General features: G+C 63.0%; 15 protein-coding genes and 1 tRNA gene. 8 read left to right on the plus strand and 8 right to left on the minus strand.

Annotation, left to right across the window (positions count from 1 at the left end):
* Positions 1 to 696 (minus strand): DsbA family oxidoreductase, encoded by a 696-nt coding sequence (locus CEW83_RS01280; protein ID WP_332871098.1) that lies wholly within the window; start codon positions 694 to 696, stop codon positions 1 to 3.
* Positions 697 to 832: 136 nt separating this feature from the next.
* On the opposite strand from CEW83_RS01280, the gene CEW83_RS01285 reads away from it, so the two are divergent.
* The 4 genes from CEW83_RS01285 (at position 833) to ftsB (ending at position 5,143) form a co-directional block, all read left to right on the plus strand.
* On the plus strand, positions 833 to 2,470 hold the full coding sequence (locus CEW83_RS01285) for a CTP synthase (protein ID WP_108947728.1): 1,638 nt from the start codon (positions 833 to 835) through the stop codon (positions 2,468 to 2,470).
* An 11-nt stretch (positions 2,471 to 2,481) separates the two neighbouring features.
* Positions 2,482 to 3,321, plus strand: coding sequence for a 3-deoxy-8-phosphooctulonate synthase (kdsA, locus tag CEW83_RS01290; protein ID WP_108947729.1), 840 nt, complete (start codon positions 2,482 to 2,484; stop codon positions 3,319 to 3,321).
* A 131-nt stretch (positions 3,322 to 3,452) separates the two neighbouring features.
* Complete coding sequence (gene eno / locus CEW83_RS01295; RefSeq protein ID WP_108947730.1) at positions 3,453 to 4,736, plus strand: phosphopyruvate hydratase; 1,284 nt, start codon at positions 3,453 to 3,455, stop codon at positions 4,734 to 4,736.
* Positions 4,737 to 4,843: 107 nt separating this feature from the next.
* Entirely contained in the window at positions 4,844 to 5,143 is a 300-nt protein-coding gene (gene ftsB / locus CEW83_RS01300) for a cell division protein FtsB (RefSeq protein WP_108951120.1), read from the plus strand.
* Between the two features lie 22 nt (positions 5,144 to 5,165).
* On the opposite strand, the gene CEW83_RS01305 is transcribed toward ftsB, so the two are convergent.
* The 3 genes from CEW83_RS01305 to CEW83_RS01315 form a co-directional block, all read right to left on the minus strand.
* Positions 5,166 to 5,597, minus strand: coding sequence for a CBS domain-containing protein (locus CEW83_RS01305; RefSeq protein ID WP_108947731.1), 432 nt, complete (start codon positions 5,595 to 5,597; stop codon positions 5,166 to 5,168).
* Between the two features lie 93 nt (positions 5,598 to 5,690).
* Positions 5,691 to 6,308, minus strand: a complete 618-nt coding sequence (locus CEW83_RS01310) for a C40 family peptidase (RefSeq protein ID WP_108947732.1) — start codon at positions 6,306 to 6,308, stop codon at positions 5,691 to 5,693.
* 55 nt (positions 6,309 to 6,363) lie between these two features.
* Positions 6,364 to 7,059 (minus strand): SIMPL domain-containing protein, encoded by a 696-nt coding sequence (locus CEW83_RS01315; protein WP_108947733.1) that lies wholly within the window; start codon positions 7,057 to 7,059, stop codon positions 6,364 to 6,366.
* A 169-nt stretch (positions 7,060 to 7,228) separates the two neighbouring features.
* Here CEW83_RS01315 and CEW83_RS01320 point away from each other — a divergent pair, with 169 nt between their 5' ends.
* Positions 7,229 to 8,164: a DMT family transporter gene (locus tag CEW83_RS01320; protein WP_108947734.1), complete on the plus strand. Its 936-nt coding sequence runs from the start codon at positions 7,229 to 7,231 to the stop codon at positions 8,162 to 8,164.
* On the opposite strand, the gene CEW83_RS01325 is transcribed toward CEW83_RS01320, so the two are convergent.
* On the minus strand, positions 8,119 to 8,658 hold the full coding sequence (locus CEW83_RS01325) for a gamma carbonic anhydrase family protein (RefSeq protein ID WP_108947735.1): 540 nt from the start codon (positions 8,656 to 8,658) through the stop codon (positions 8,119 to 8,121). The two genes, CEW83_RS01320 and CEW83_RS01325, sit on opposite strands and share 46 nt — an antisense overlap.
* Positions 8,659 to 8,969: 311 nt before the next feature.
* Here CEW83_RS01325 and CEW83_RS01330 point away from each other — a divergent pair.
* A tRNA-Arg gene (locus CEW83_RS01330) sits at positions 8,970 to 9,046 on the plus strand.
* 250 nt (positions 9,047 to 9,296) lie between these two features.
* On the opposite strand, the gene CEW83_RS01335 is transcribed toward CEW83_RS01330, so the two are convergent.
* On the minus strand, positions 9,297 to 10,436 hold the full coding sequence (locus CEW83_RS01335) for an MFS transporter (protein WP_108947736.1): 1,140 nt from the start codon (positions 10,434 to 10,436) through the stop codon (positions 9,297 to 9,299).
* A 175-nt stretch (positions 10,437 to 10,611) separates the two neighbouring features.
* Here CEW83_RS01335 and CEW83_RS01340 point away from each other — a divergent pair, with 175 nt between their 5' ends.
* Together CEW83_RS01340 and CEW83_RS01345 are read left to right on the plus strand one after the other, a co-directional pair.
* On the plus strand, positions 10,612 to 11,571 hold the full coding sequence (locus CEW83_RS01340) for a LysR substrate-binding domain-containing protein (protein WP_108947737.1): 960 nt from the start codon (positions 10,612 to 10,614) through the stop codon (positions 11,569 to 11,571).
* Positions 11,568 to 12,359, plus strand: a complete 792-nt coding sequence (locus CEW83_RS01345) for a hypothetical protein (protein ID WP_159099353.1) — start codon at positions 11,568 to 11,570, stop codon at positions 12,357 to 12,359. Before CEW83_RS01340 ends, CEW83_RS01345 begins: the two co-directional genes overlap by 4 nt.
* A gap of 72 nt (positions 12,360 to 12,431) precedes the next feature.
* On the opposite strand, the gene CEW83_RS01350 is transcribed toward CEW83_RS01345, so the two are convergent.
* Together CEW83_RS01350 and CEW83_RS01355 are read right to left on the minus strand one after the other, a co-directional pair.
* Positions 12,432 to 13,427, minus strand: a complete 996-nt coding sequence (locus CEW83_RS01350; RefSeq protein ID WP_108947739.1) for an HpcH/HpaI aldolase/citrate lyase family protein — start codon at positions 13,425 to 13,427, stop codon at positions 12,432 to 12,434.
* A gap of 127 nt (positions 13,428 to 13,554) precedes the next feature.
* Entirely contained in the window at positions 13,555 to 14,547 is a 993-nt protein-coding gene (locus CEW83_RS01355) for a malate dehydrogenase (protein ID WP_108947740.1), read from the minus strand.
* Between the last annotated feature and the right edge of the window lie 124 nt (positions 14,548 to 14,671).

Raw genomic sequence — 14,671 nt, forward strand, 5'->3', positions numbered from 1 at the left:
TCAGCCCAGTGCCTGAAGGATGGCCGCGCCGATTGCCGTCGACGACTGTGCGCCCGACAGCGCCAGTTTGCGGTCGATGATGAAGAAGGGAACCCCGCTGATGCCCTGTTTCTGCACCTGCTCGGCCATGCGCCGCACGGAGGTCAGGTTCTCGCCCGACTCGAGATAGGCGAGCGTTCTCTCGCGGCTCTCGCCGCAGGCGGCGGCGATGTCCGCCAGCACCTCGGCGTCACCGATGTTTTTTCCCAGGTTGAAGTGCGCCTCGAACACGCCGTCGGTCACCGCACGGATACGTTCCTGGCGGGCACCGCGGGCCTGCAGTCCGTAGGTCAGGCGGTGGGCAAGCATGGTGTTCGGGCGGATCGCGATGCGGTCGAAGTCGAAGTGAACGCCGTCAGGCGCGCCGGCTTCGGCGACACGTGCATGCAGGGCATCGACTTCGGCAGCGCTGCCGAACTTGGCTTCGAGGAAGGCGCGGTAAGTCTCGCCCGAGGGGGGCGTGTTGGGGTTGAGGAAGTAGGGGAGCCAGTTGATACGGAAATCAAGGGTCTGGTGCTCGGAGCGCAGGCTTTCGATGGCCTTGTAGAGGCGCACCTTGCCGATATAGCACCAGGGGCAGACGAAATCGGAAACGAGGTCGATGTTGAGCAGCATTTTCAAGGCCCGTGCGGGCTCAGGGTGGATCAGGCTCAACACGCTAGCACACGTCTGACGCACTGCGGTGGCGGTTTCGACGGTGCGATGACATGGCGCAACGTTTTTTCACAGTGCCGGGTGCTGACTCGGGGGAGGGTGATCGGTTATCATCGCGCTTTCCCGCAGCACAGTTCCCATGACTAAATACGTCTTCGTTACAGGCGGTGTCGTGTCCTCCTTGGGCAAAGGCATCGCAGCGGCTTCACTTGGTGCCATTCTCGAGTCCCGCGGCATCAAGGTTACCCATCTCAAGCTCGACCCCTACATCAACGTCGATCCGGGCACGATGAGTCCGTTCCAGCACGGTGAAGTCTTCGTGACCGAAGACGGTGCGGAGACCGACCTCGATCTCGGCCACTATGAGCGCTTTACCAGTGCCAAGATGGGGCGTCGCAACAACTTCACCACCGGGCAGATCTACGAGTCCGTGATCAAGAAGGAGCGTCGCGGCGAGTATCTGGGCAAGACGGTCCAGGTCATCCCGCACATTACCGACGAGATCAAGACCTATCTGAAACGTGGCGCCGAAGGCGCAGACGTGGCGATCGTCGAAGTGGGCGGCACCGTGGGTGACATCGAGTCGCTGCCCTTCCTCGAGAGCATCCGCCAGATGGGCATCGAAGAAGGGCGCAACGCGGCCTGCTTCATCCATCTCACGCTGCTGCCCTACATCCCGACGGCGGGCGAGCTCAAGACCAAGCCGACCCAGCACTCGGTCAAGGAACTGCGCGAGATCGGCATCCAGCCCGACATCCTGCTGTGCCGTGCCGACCGTCCGGTGCCGGCCGACGAGCGCCGCAAGATCGCGCTGTTCTGCAACGTGATGCCGGAAGCCGTCATCGAGTGTCTCGACGCCGATTCGATCTACAAGATTCCGGGCATGCTGCACGAGCAGATGCTCGACGAGATCGTCTGCCACAAGCTCGGCATCCTGGCTCGTGCGGCCGATCTGCGCGTGTGGAACAACCTCATCCGCGCGCTCGAGAATCCGAAGCAGAGCGTCGACGTGGCCTTCGTGGGCAAGTACGTCGATCTCACCGAGTCGTACAAGTCGCTGATCGAGGCGCTCAACCACGCCGGCATGCACACCGAGTCCAAGGTGAACATCCACTACCTCGACTCCGAGGATATCGAGCGCGACGGTTGCGCTGCGCTCGAGAAGATGGACGCCATCCTGGTGCCCGGCGGCTTCGGCAAGCGCGGTACCGAGGGCAAGATTGCAGCCATTCGCTATGCGCGTGAGAACAAGGTACCGTATCTGGGCATCTGTCTCGGCATGCAGCTGGCCGTGGTCGAGTTCGCACGTGACGTGGCCGGCATGGAAGGCGCACACTCGACCGAGTTCGAGCGCGATACTGCGTTCCCGGTGATCGGCCTGATCACCGAATGGAAGGATCGCACCGGTAAGCTCGAAAAGCGCAGTGCGGATTCTGACCTTGGCGGCACGATGCGCCTTGGCGGGCAGGTCTGCCAGATCAGCGAAGGTACCCTGGCACGCCAGATCTATGGCGCTGGCGAGATCATGGAGCGCCATCGTCACCGTTACGAAGTCAATAACACGCTGCTCGCCGGTCTCGAAGAGAAGGGCCTGATCGTCTCCGGTCGTGCGCCGGTCACCGATCTGTGCGAGATGGTCGAGCTGCCGGCGGATGTGCACCCGTGGTTCGTGGGTTGTCAGTTCCACCCCGAGTTCACCTCCAACCCGCGCAAGGGGCACCCGCTGTTTACCGCCTACGTCAAGGCGGCGATCGAGCGCAAGCGTTCCAAGAACTGAAGGAGTACGGCATGCAGCTTTGCGGATTTGACGTCGGTATCGACAAGCCTTTCTTCCTGATCGCCGGGCCGTGCGTGATCGAATCGCGCGACATGGCGTTCGAGACCGCCGGGGCGTTGAAGGAGATCTGCGCCGAACTCGGCATCCCCTTCATCTACAAGTCTTCCTACGACAAGGCCAACCGCAGCTCGGGCACGTCTTATCGTGGCATGGGCATGGACAAGGGGCTGGAGATCCTAGCCGACGTCAAGAAGCAGCTCGGCGTGCCGGTGCTCACCGATGTGCATGCAATCGAAGAGGTCGCCGCCGTGGCGGCCGCCGTCGATGTGCTGCAGACGCCTGCCTTCCTGTGCCGCCAGACCGACTTCATCCACGCCGTGGCTGCCTCGGGCAAGCCGGTCAATATCAAGAAGGGGCAGTTTCTGGCCCCCGGCGACATGAAGAACGTCGTCGACAAGGCCCGTGAGGCCAATGGCGGCGCAGACACCATCATGGTGTGCGAGCGCGGTGTGTCCTTCGGCTACAACAACCTCGTCTCCGACATGCGTTCGCTGGCGATCATGCGCGAAACCGGCTGCCCGGTCGTCTTCGATGCCACCCACTCGGTGCAGTTGCCGGGCGGGCAGGGCTCGGTGTCGGGTGGTCAGCGCGAGTTCGTGCCTGTGCTGGCGCGGGCGGCGGTTGCCGTTGGCGTGGCCGGCCTGTTCATGGAAAGCCACCCCGATCCGGCAAAGGCATTGTCCGACGGCCCCAACGCCTGGCCGCTGCCCAAGATGAAGGCACTGCTGGCCACGCTGAAGCAGATTGATGCGCTGGTCAAGGCCGGCCCCATGCTCGAACAGATGCTCTGATGCGTGCGTTGCAGGCACAATGGTGCACTGCCGCAGTCGACATGACTCGTGGATACAGTGTCTAATTCGCGCCGCATGTGTCTGGTCGGGATACGACAGATTCAAAATCCGTAACTGAAACAGGAACGAAAATGAGTGCAATCGTTGATGTGATCGCCCGCGAAATTCTGGATTCCCGTGGCAATCCCACCGTCGAAGCCGACGTGCTGCTCGAATCCGGCGTCATGGGCCGGGCTGCAGTGCCGTCCGGTGCGTCGACCGGCTCGCGTGAAGCCATCGAACTGCGTGACGGTGACGCTGCGCGCTACCTCGGCAAGGGCGTGCTGCGCGCGGTCGAGAACGTCAATACCGAGATCGCTGAAGCCATCATCGGCCTCGACGCTGAAGAGCAGGCCTTCATCGATCGCACCCTGATCGAACTCGACGGCACCGAGAACAAGGGCCGCCTGGGCGCCAACGCCATGCTGGCGGTGTCGATGGCGGTGGCCAAGGCAGCTGCCGAAGAAGCCGGCCTGCCGCTGTACCGTTATTTCGGCGGTGCGAGCCCGATGGTGATGCCGGTGCCGATGATGAACGTCATCAACGGTGGCGAGCACGCCAACAACAGCCTGGACATCCAGGAATGCATGATCATGCCGGTGAGCATGACCAGCTTCCGCGAAGCCCTGCGCTGTGGCGCCGAGATCTTCCATCACCTGAAGAAGATCACCGACAAGAAGGGCTATCCCACGACCGTGGGTGACGAGGGTGGCTTTGCGCCCAATGTGTCCGGTACCGAAGAAGCGCTCAACCTGATCCAGGAAGCCATCATCGCCGCCGGCTACGAGCCGGGTCGTGACGTGCTGCTGGCACTCGACTGCGCTGCCTCCGAGTTCTACAAGGACGGCAAGTACGAGCTCAAGGGCGAAGGCCTGTCGCTGACCGCCGAAGGCTTCACCGACTACCTGGCAACCCTGTGCGACAAGTTCCCGATCGTGTCGATCGAGGACGCGATGGCCGAGGGCGACTGGGCCGGCTGGAAGCACCTGACCGAGCGTCTGGGCAAGAAGGTCCAGCTCGTGGGTGATGACCTGTTCGTGACCAACACCCGTATTCTTGCCGAAGGTATCGAGCAGGGCGTGGCCAACTCGATCCTGATCAAGATCAACCAGATCGGTACGCTGACCGAAACCTTTGCTGCCGTCGAAATGGCAAAGCTGGCGGGTTACACCGCAGTGATCTCGCACCGTTCGGGCGAAACCGACGACTCCACCATCGCCGACATCGCCGTCGGCCTGCGTGCGATGCAGATCAAGACCGGCTCGCTGTCGCGTTCGGACCGCATCTCCAAGTACAACCAGCTGCTGCGCATCGAGGAAGATCTCGGTGATACGGCCAGCTACCCGGGCACGCGCGCGTTCTACAATCTGCGCTGATCCGGCTGACGCGGCTGCGGCCGCGTTGATCCAGAGGAAAGGCCGACGGATAATCCGCCGGCCTTTTGTCTATTCTATGAATGTTGTTCTTGGCGCCTGATGTCGACATGCGTTGGCCTGTAATGATTCTTGCCGTATTGGTCGTCGTGCTCCAGTACCCGCTCTGGCTGGGTAAGGGGGGGTGGCTGCGCGTATGGGACGTCGACCGGCAGCTGCAGGCGCAGCGCGACGAGAACTACCGCCTCGAGCAGCGCAATGCCAGCCTCGAGGAAGAGGTGCGCGACCTCAAGTCGGGCAACGACGCCATCGAGGAGCGCGCACGCTACGAGCTCGGCCTCACGCGTGAGGGCGAGATTTTCGTGCAGATCCCCCAGAAAGCGACGAACCGGCCGGAGCCGGTTCAGTAATCAGGCGCGGCGCTGCGGGGCGTTACAGCAGTTCGGTGATCGACGCCCGCTGCTCGAGTTCGTGCTCGAACGCAACCATTTCGGTGCCGAGAGCATCGCGTGCCGACACCATGCCGATGGGGCGGTCACCCTTTACCACCGGGACGTGCCGGAAGCCCCCTTCAAACATCAGATGCATGGCATGCCCAAGCGGTTGCTCGGCCTCAATGGTCTGCAGCGCGGTGGTCATCACATCACCCAGTATCGTGCGGGTCGGGTCCAGACCCGCAGCAAGCACCCGGTTCAGCGCATCGCGTTCGGTAAAGAGGCCTGTCAGGCGCTCATCCTCCACGACCATGATGGCGCCAACCCGTGCCTGCGCCATCTTCTTGCTGGCTTCAAACACGGTCAGCGACCTGGCCGCGGTCACCACCGTCTGACCCCTGATTACGTCTCCCACCTTTCTCATCGGCATTATGGTGTCTCCTCCGTTATGGTTTCTGCAGCTTATTCACCTTAGGTTTCAGTGCAGCGACATTCAAGAAAGACGGGAAACCCCTGCTGCCGGTCAGCCGCTTTCGAGCAGACTGCGCGCGCCGTCGATGCGCGGGGCAAAGTAGCGGTTGTCGAGCCGCTCGACCCGCACCACGCCACGACTCGACGGGGCATGGACGAACTTGCCGTCGCCGATATAGATGCCCATGTGCGAGTGGCGCTTCTTCTGCGTATTGAAGAACACCAGGTCGCCTGGCTGCAGTTCGGACGGGTCGATGGGGCGGGTCCGGTCCGCGATGCTTGCGGCGTTGTGGGGTAGCTTGCGCCCACTGATCTGTTCGACGATGTAGCTCACCATGCCGCTGCAATCGAGGCCAGCGTCGGGATTTCGACCGCCAAAGCGGTAGCCGGTGTCGAGCAGGCCGAGGGCATAGAGGACCAGCTCCTGAGTCTGTGCCGAGTTGTCGAGCGCGAAGTAATCGCGGTCGGGCGTTTGCGGTGCGGTCTGCGGCAGGGATGAGACAGGCGCGGAAGTCGGCGTGGTGCTGCAGCCGGCAAGCACCGACAGCGCAAGTGCCAGCGTGAACGAAAGCGTCCGCCCGACACTGGGTGGGGCGGACGTGCAGGCATCAAGCGCTGGCGGAGCGCCGCGTGCAGCGCTGATGTGAGCGGTATGGGGGCAGGTCGGCATGCGCTGAAAGATAGGCGATCAGCGCAGACGCGTCCACCCCTGCGGGGTTTTCAGTCTAGTCCAGCAGTTCGATACTGCCGCTGACCGTGACGGATACCTCGCTTTCACCGCCCTCGATCGGCGCCGGGGCGGCTTCGGCCATCATCGCAGCCCCGCGCATCTTGGCGAAAACAGGCGGGCGATAGCCCGATTCCGATACGTTGAGACGATGAATCCGGTAACGCTTGCCCAGGGCGCTGGCGATCAGGGTGGCGCGCTGCTCAAAACTGCGCAGCGCATCGACGGTGGCCTCGTCTGCCGCTTTTCGCCGCGTTTCCGGCGCCGGCTGCAGCGTGATCTGCGAGACTGCGAGGTCGCGCTGCAGCGTGCCCACCAGTTCGGACAGGGCCGCACTGTTCCGGCTCTCGAGCCGGATCTCCGAACGCATGCGCCAGGCTTCGATCTTGCCGCCGCCCTTGGCGTACACAGGCCAGGTCGAGGTGCCTGTCGACTGGGTCTTGATGTCCGCGTAGCGGCGACTGGTCTCCAGCGCAGCAGCGATGCTGCGATTGACCTGGCGTGCGACGGCGGCTGCATCAGGGCCGGACTGCTCGGCATAGAGCTGGGCGATGCCGAGGTCGTTGGTGGCCGCCTGGCTGGCTTCGGCCGACAGTTCGACGGTACGCAGCGGCGGCGTGTCGTCGCTGGCGGCGGTGGCGGATAGCGCTGTCACGGCGAGGAAGGCTGCAAGCAACGGGCGGGCTGTACGCATGAGGGCTCCATGTGAAGGGGAGGAGCGCAATGTATACCGCATCGTCGCCTCCGCGCGGGTATGCAGGTGTAAATGACAGCGGTAAATGCGTGTGGCTTCCTGCGCAGCCGTCTTGACCCGTGGCGGGGCGGTGGGCATGCTTGCGCGTCCTTGTACTGCACCCACCCCCATGAATCGCGATCGTCTCGTCGGTGTCCTGCTTGTCGCGCTGTCGGCTACCGCATTTGGCGCCATGGCGATCTTCGCCCGCTATGCCTACGCAGACGGTGCCGGGCCGGTCGCGGTGCTGTTTCTGCGCTTTCTGCTGGCCGGCACCGTCCTCGCTGTGAGCATGCTCATTACTCGCCGGCGCTGGCCACGGGGGCGCAATCTGCTCGTGCTCGGGGCGATGGGCGGGCTGTTCTATGTGGGGCAGTCGCTCAGCTTCTTTACCGCACTCAATCACGCCGCAGCCGGTCTCGTGGCGCTGCTGCTCTACCTGTATCCGTTTCTGGTTACGGTACTCGGGGCGCTGCTGCTGCGGCGGCGCCTGACCGTCGCACGCATGTGTGCGGTGCTGCTTGCACTGGTCGGGACCGCGTTGACGCTAGGCGGCCATTTGTCGGGCGAACCGCTTGGTATCGCGCTCGGCTTGCTGGCGGCGCTGATCTATTCCGTCTACTTCCTCGTCGGAAGTCTGGTGCTCGACCGCGAAGACCCGATCGCTTCCGCAACGGTCGTCATGCTTGCGGCCGCAATCGTTTTCGGGGGCATTGCCGTGGCGTTCCCGACGCCCTTTCCGGCGACGCTTTCAGGTTGGCTGGCGGTGGGTGCGATCGCGGTGGTGTCGACCGTCGTTGCAATGGTCAGCCTCTTTGCCGGCATCCGCCGCCTGGGCGCTGCGGACGCAGCGACCCTGTCCACCCTCGAGCCGGTGGTTACCGTGCTGCTTGCAGCGGTGTTTCTGGCGGAGCCGCTGCAAGCCAATCAGCTGCTTGGCGGCGCCGTCATTCTTTCAGCGGTGATCTGGCTGACGCGCGCCGAAGCATCTCCTGCAGCGGACGCGACGGCGCAAGCGCCTCAACCAGCGGCAGAGGGCTCTACCGGGCGCAGCTCGGCCTTGTAGAGCTGCGCGTTTTCGACATAGTGGCGTGCATTCGCGCGCAGCCCGGCGATATCGGCGTCACTCAGCTCGCGGATGACGCGGCCGGGCGAACCCACGACCAGTGAGCGGTCCGGAATCACCTTGCCTTCCGGAATCAGCGCGTTGGCGCCAATGATGCAGTCCTTGCCGACGACTGCGTTGTTCAGCACCACCGCGTTGATGCCGATCAGGCTGCCGTCGCCAATGTTGCAACCATGCAGCATCACCATGTGTCCGACGGTGACGTTGGCGCCAATCGTCAGCGGCACGCCATCATCGTTGTGAAGCACGGAGCCGTCCTGAATATTGGTGTTGTCGCCGATCACGATCGGATCGTTGTCACCGCGGATGACCACGTTGTACCAGATGTTCACATTCTGCCCGGTCTCTACCGAACCGATTACCGTGGCGTTGTGTGCGATCCAGGTGCCTTCACCCAGGCGGGGCGTGCGATCGCCCAAGGCGTAAATGCTCATTCAGATTCTCGCTATCCTGTTGCTGCGGCGGGCCGCTTAGGGGCGTTGATCATAGCAACTGGAGGGGAGGCTGTGGGTATCTCAAGCAGGTGAATGCCGTGCCGCAATGGGCCATGAAAATAAGTTCGTTCGGGTGCTTGCGCTCCAGTATCAGTAGATGCATAATTCGCGCCCTGCGTTGGACGGACAGCACGAAAGTCTTCCGGTGAAAACGAAAGTTTTCAAAAAAACGCAAAAGAAGTTGACAAACGATACAAATGCTCTAAAATGTCGCTTCTCTGCTGCAAGGCAGTGAGCGAAAGCAGTACAAAGCGCCCGTAGCTCATCTGGATAGAGTACTTGGCTACGAACCAAGGGGTAGGAGGTTCGAATCCTTCCGGGCGCGCCACATATTCAAGCAAAAAGCCAATCCTTCGGGGTTGGCTTTTTGCTTTTGTGCGTTTGAGTCAGCGTGTTGCGTACGCGCAGATTTTCGATGCCAGGCGTATTGATCCGACTGCTTGCTCTCTGTATTCCGGCTTGAGTGCTGTGCGCGCTGTTCTGCTGCGTGCCTGTGCCCCGTTTCCGGGGCGGCAGGTGAGGGCGGTCGCGACGACTGCGGCTGCGATCGCCTCCCCTTGATGCAACAGCAGGATCTCTCAGGCGGGATCTGCCGGCAGCTTCTTCAAGCGCAGAACGATGGCGAGCAGGAGCAGCAGGCAGAGCCCGAGAACGGCTGCGATCCCGTTCCAGCGCCCGAGGCTCCAGGCGAAGCCGGACAGGCTGCCGATGAGGCTGGCGCCGAGGTAGTAGAACGTGAGGTAGATGGCGGTGGCGAGTCCGCGGCGCTCCTGGCCCCGGCGGGCGACCCAGCCGCTCGAGATTGAATGGGTGGCGAAGAAGCCGAAGGTGAAGATGGCGACGCCGGCGATGAGCAGGACTAGTGCGTCGCTGAGCGTGAGCAGAAGTCCGCTGATCATGATCATCACCACGACCCACTGCACCTTGCGGCGCCCGAAACGGTCCGTGAGCTGTCCGGCAAAGGCCGATGCCCACGAACCGACAACGTAGAGCAGAAAGATTGCGCCGATTGCGGTCTGGCTGAGATTGAACGGGGCTTCGAGCAGCCTGAAGCCGAGATAGTTATACACGCCAATGAACACGCCCATCGCGAGCAGGGCGGTGAGAAACAGCCATGGCAGGCCTGCGTCGCGGCTGATGTGGCGGGCGTCGTCGATGATGCGCGAGATCGAGGCGGCGCGCGCCTGGAAGTGGCGCGAGGGTGGCAGCCGGTACCAGAACACGGCGGCGGACACGATGCCAAGCACCCCGAGCATGAGCAGCGCGATGCGCCAGCTGCCGATGTCGGTCAGCAACGCGGACAGGACTCTGCCGCTCATGCCGCCCAGCGCATTGCCTGCGATGTACAGCCCCATTGCCTTGCCCTGCGCGCGCGGCGAGACCTCTTCGCCGATGTAGGCCATGGCTGCGGCAGGCAATCCTGCAAGGCTGGCGCCGAGCAGTGCCCTCAGGATCAGCAGCTGGCTGAAGTCATTGACCGTAGCGCACGCGAGCGCAATCAGCGCAGCCAGGGCCAGCGAAACCTTCATCACCTTTTCGCGCCCGCTGCGGTCGGCGAGGACACTTGCCGGAATCAGCATCAGCGCGAGTGCGGCAGTGCCGGCGGAAACGCTGAGACTGGCGCTTGCAGGGCCGATGCCGAACTCGCTGCTGAGCAGGGGGAGCAGCGGCTGGGTGGCGTAGAGCATGGCGAAGGTCGCAAAACCGCCGACGAACATTGCCTGGTTGGCGCGCTTGAATGCTTCGGAACCGGATTCGAGTTTCTCTGTGGTTGGTGGGTGAGGCACGTCTGATCTGTCCGGTTGAGGTGTTGTTCGATGGCCGATCTTAGGTTGTGCCCACTTCGCCAGTCCAATATATTCGAGCGGTCTTATTCATATACAGAAGATATCAATGGAGCTGCGGCATCTACGTTACTTCGTTGCGGTCGCCGAGGAGCTGAGCTTCACCCGGGCTGCCGAGCGTCTGCATATCGGCCAGCCGCCCTTGTCAATGCAGATTCGCGACCTGGAGGCCGAGCTCGGCGTTTTGCTGTTCGAGCGCACCCGGCGCAAAGTCATGCTGACCCAGGCCGGCGCGCGTTTCCTGGTGCGTGCCCGGAGCATTCTGTCGGCCGCAGTCGAGGCGTCGGAGGAGATGCGCAGGGTGGCGAGCGGCGAGGCGGGGGAGTTGCGAATCGGGTTTACGTCGTCCTTGCCCTATACAAATACCCTGCCTGACGTGCTCTACGCCTACCGGCGCCGCTACCCCAACGTTCATCTGCAGTTGCGAGAGATGTTCTCTGCCGAGCAGTTCGATGCCATTGCCCGCGGCAGCCTCGATATCGGATTGGTCCGTACGGGGGCTCCGAGCGGGCAGGGTGGTATTGCCGTGCGGGAGATCGGGCGCGACCCGCTGCGCATTGTCATTAACGCGGCGCATCCACTGGCGGGGGTGGCTGCAGTGCACTTTGCCGACCTCAGTGATGAGGATTTCATTACCTTTCCGACGGACGCGGGCACCGGTTTGCCCATGATTCTGCGAGGCTTGTGCAGGGCGGCAGGCTTCGAGCCGCGGGTGGTCCAGCTTGCACGCGAGGCCACGACGCAGATCGGCCTCGTTGCGGCGGGTCTTGGTCTCGCGCTGCTGCCGGCGCCGCTGGAGTGTGTGCGCATTCCACGCGTACGCTACCTCCCTATTGCGGGTGATGGCGCCTTTTTTCCGGTGGCGGTCGCGCACCAGGACGGTGAGCCGAGCCCGTTGCTGCGCGGGCTTCTGAAGGTGCTGGACGAGGTGACAGGCGCAGCCGGCGGCGCGTTGCAGGAGTATCCTTCGTCAACGCCCCAATTTTCAACGTCCGGAGATTTGCCATGAGAACGGCTTACACCACACCCTCGGCCACGTTTGAGGCCCTTTCATCTGCATGGCTTTCGGCCTGTGCGCAGCCGTGGACTGCCTGGCAGGGCTGGTCCCAGTTGATGGGCAGTCAATGGCAGCAGTGGTTGAAAACGGTGGGGTCGGTGCCAAACGTGTGGCTGCCTGCACTGGCAGCCGAGCGCAGAGGCCAGCCACCAGCGATCGATTTCTTTCTGCCGTGGTTGCCGCGTGGCGAGAGCAGCGTGGTGCCGCTGGATGTTCACGGTGCAGAAACCGCGATGCGACTGATGATGCGGGCTGCCCTTCCGCTGTTCGGTGCTGCAGCAGGAACCAGCACGGAGGCAGAGGGCGTCAAGGTCGAACCGGTTCGCGAGAAAGGGCCGGCGCGCATGCTGGATCTCGTTGCGCGCACATCGAATGTTGTCGATGCCGAGGTGGTGAGCCCGAAGCCTGCTGCACCGGTCGAGGCACCCAAGGCAGCGTCATCGCGCACCACACGCGCAAAGCCGGCGGCTAGGAAGCCTGCTGCTGCGGCGAAGACCATGGCGGCGAAGACCACCGCAGCGAAGACCACGGCAGCGAAGACCACGGCAGCGAAGACCACCGCAGCGAAGACCACCGCAGCGAAGACCACGGCAGCGAAGACCACCGCAGCGAAAACTGCCTCAGCCAAGCCTGCAGCGGCGAAGCCCGCGCCAGCGCCTGTGACCGCTGGCGAAGTCAAGGCCAAGCCGGCGCCGCGCCGTGTGCGCAAACCGGCCGCTCCGCCGGCAGACAAGGCTTGATGCTCGGCCTGATGTGACTGACGTAATGGCCTTGCCGCGTCGAACAGGCGCGGCAAGGCGTATTGCCCGGGACTAGAAGAAGCGCTCTGCGATTTCTTCCGAAAGCGGCATGCCGGTGCTGCGTGCGCGCTGCAGCAACTCCCAGTAGTAGCGGTAGGAGGCGCGGTCGTGCAGACGGCCGTTGTGCTGGATGGGCCCCCAGGATGCGTTCTGGGCTCCGCTCAGGATTTCTCCGGCTTCTTCCACCTCGGAAAAGTCCGGACGCATGGCTTCCACAATCGGTTGAATCTGGTTGGGGTGGATGCTCCACATGCGGAGATAGCCGAACTCCTTGCGCGCGCGCGTCGCGTCTGCACGGATGACGGCAAGGTCCTTGAGTTCAGTTGTAACGTTATGTGACGGCACAACGCCGTTCGCCAGTGCTGCGGCCGAAATTTCCGTCTTTGCGCGCACGACCAGGGGGTGTTCAAACTGCCCCGGGCTCTTCATTGCCGACCCCGGAATGGCGCCGTGGTGGCCGGAAACGAAGTCCATCAGCCCGAAGTCGATCGATTCGACGCCGTCGAGTGCTGCAATTTCCCATGCTTCGCGCAACGCGCCGTGGGTTTCGATCAGGACGTGTACCGGTAATGCATGACTCAGGCCGGCGGTCTGTTCGATGCGACGCAGTTCGGCGATCTGGGCTGCGGTATCTGCGGCCGATCGCACTTTGGGCAGGGTGATGAATGCAAGTTGCTTTCCTGCCTGCCCGACCAGAATCTCGAGGTCGCGCTGCCAGTGTGCATGGGTGATGTCGTGGATGCGCGCACCGATGCGCCCGAAGCGGTTTTCCTTGCTCATCACCAGGCTCGCGACCATCGCGGCGTGTTCGGCTTCGGCGCCGGCGCGCGCACCGTCTTCGCAGTCACCGGTGATGTCGAAGATCGGGCCGAGCTGATGCTGCAGTGTCATTGCCTTGCCGATCATCTTCTCGGATCCGGCGTAGTGATCCACTGCGGGCAGATTGGGGAAAGGTTTTTCGCCGGCGAAGAGGATGTCGCGCGGGTGAGTGGTGCAGCTTGCTGTCATGAGCGTTTCCCTTGAGAACCGGGCGCAAGCATAGCAGCAGGGGGGTAAACGAAAAAGGCGCGCAACCCTGGGGTGCGCGCCTTCGAGCGATCTGCCGGACTGATGCCCGGCAGCTGATTGCGAATGCTCAGCCGAGCAGATCCTTCACGCCTTCGCGCTCTTCGAGCAGCTCGTTCAGCGTGTGGGTCATGCGCTCGCGCGAGAATGCGTCGATCTCGAGGCCCTGGACGATCTTGTACTCGCCATTCTCGGTCGTGACCGGGAAGCCGTAGATGATGCCTTCCGGGATACCGTAGGAGCCGTCGGACGGAACGCCCATGGTGACCCATTCGCCGTTCGAACCCAGCACCCAGTCGTGGATGTGGTCGATGGCTGCGTTGGCAGCCGAAGCGGCGGAGGACAGGCCACGTGCCTCGATGATGGCGGCGCCGCGCTTGCCAACGGTGGGCAGGAACACATCGCGGTTCCATGCTTCGTCGTTGATCATGCCCTTCACGTTGTCGCCATTGGAGGTGACGAAGCGATAGTCAGCGTACATGGTGGGCGAGTGGTTGCCCCACACGACCAGGCTCTTCAGGCTGGCAACGTCACGACCGGACTTGGAGGCCAGTTGCGACAGTGCGCGGTTGTGGTCCAGACGCAGCATGCCGGTGAAGTTCTTGGCCGGAACGCGACCGAACTTCTGGGCCACTTCCTTGGCGATGTACGCGTTGGTGTTGCAGGGGTTGCCGACAACCAGCACCTTGCAGTCGGGGTCGGCGTACTGGCCGATCGCTGCGCCCTGAACGGTGAAGATCTTGGCGTTTTCGGTCAGCAGGTCCTTGCGCTCCATGCCGGGGCCGCGGGGACGGGCACCTACGAGCAGGGCAACCTTGGCGTCCTTGAAGGCAACGTTGGGGTCGTCCGTGGCGATCATGCCAGCGAGCAGCGGGAATGCGCAGTCTTCGAGTTCCATCATCACGCCCTTGACCGCCTTCTGGGCCTGGGGCAGATCGAGCAGTTGCAGGATGACGGGTTGGTCCTTGCCCAGCATTTCGCCACTGGCGATGCGGAACAGCAGGCTGTAGCCGATCTGGCCGGCGGCGCCGGTGACTGCAACGCGTACGGGGGCTTTGCTCATGTGTGTACTCCCTCAAAACAAGACGGTCTGGGTGAATTGTTCGTGCTCTCGACGCAACCCCCGGTGGCGGGAATACGCATCAATGTGCGTCGCTCTGGCGGCAATTTCGAGGCGCGGAAATCTT

It is taken from the genome of Parazoarcus communis, assembly GCF_003111645.1.
Classification (GTDB): Bacteria; Pseudomonadota; Gammaproteobacteria; order Burkholderiales; family Rhodocyclaceae; genus Parazoarcus; species Parazoarcus communis_A.

Bases quoted from the DNA above. Each gene is read 5' to 3' on its own strand.
- CEW83_RS01285 (WP_108947728.1), top strand. From the start codon at position 833: ATGACTAAATACGTCTTCGTTACAGGCGGTGTCGTGTCCTCCTTGGGC.
- CEW83_RS01340 (WP_108947737.1), top strand. From the start codon at position 10,612: ATGGAGCTGCGGCATCTACGTTACTTCGTTGCGGTCGCCGAGGAGCTG.
- CEW83_RS01320 (WP_108947734.1), top strand. From the start codon at position 7,229: ATGAATCGCGATCGTCTCGTCGGTGTCCTGCTTGTCGCGCTGTCGGCT.
- eno (WP_108947730.1), top strand. From the start codon at position 3,453: ATGAGTGCAATCGTTGATGTGATCGCCCGCGAAATTCTGGATTCCCGT.
- CEW83_RS01350 (WP_108947739.1), bottom strand. From the start codon at position 13,427: ATGACAGCAAGCTGCACCACTCACCCGCGCGACATCCTCTTCGCCGGC.
- ftsB (WP_108951120.1), top strand. From the start codon at position 4,844: ATGCGTTGGCCTGTAATGATTCTTGCCGTATTGGTCGTCGTGCTCCAG.
- CEW83_RS01355 (WP_108947740.1), bottom strand. From the start codon at position 14,547: ATGAGCAAAGCCCCCGTACGCGTTGCAGTCACCGGCGCCGCCGGCCAG.
- CEW83_RS01310 (WP_108947732.1), bottom strand. From the start codon at position 6,308: ATGCCGACCTGCCCCCATACCGCTCACATCAGCGCTGCACGCGGCGCT.
- CEW83_RS01335 (WP_108947736.1), bottom strand. From the start codon at position 10,436: ATGTTCGTCGGCGGTTTTGCGACCTTCGCCATGCTCTACGCCACCCAG.
- CEW83_RS01305 (WP_108947731.1), bottom strand. From the start codon at position 5,597: ATGCCGATGAGAAAGGTGGGAGACGTAATCAGGGGTCAGACGGTGGTG.
- CEW83_RS01315 (WP_108947733.1), bottom strand. From the start codon at position 7,059: ATGCGTACAGCCCGCCCGTTGCTTGCAGCCTTCCTCGCCGTGACAGCG.
- CEW83_RS01325 (WP_108947735.1), bottom strand. From the start codon at position 8,658: ATGAGCATTTACGCCTTGGGCGATCGCACGCCCCGCCTGGGTGAAGGC.
- CEW83_RS01345 (WP_159099353.1), top strand. From the start codon at position 11,568: ATGAGAACGGCTTACACCACACCCTCGGCCACGTTTGAGGCCCTTTCA.
- kdsA (WP_108947729.1), top strand. From the start codon at position 2,482: ATGCAGCTTTGCGGATTTGACGTCGGTATCGACAAGCCTTTCTTCCTG.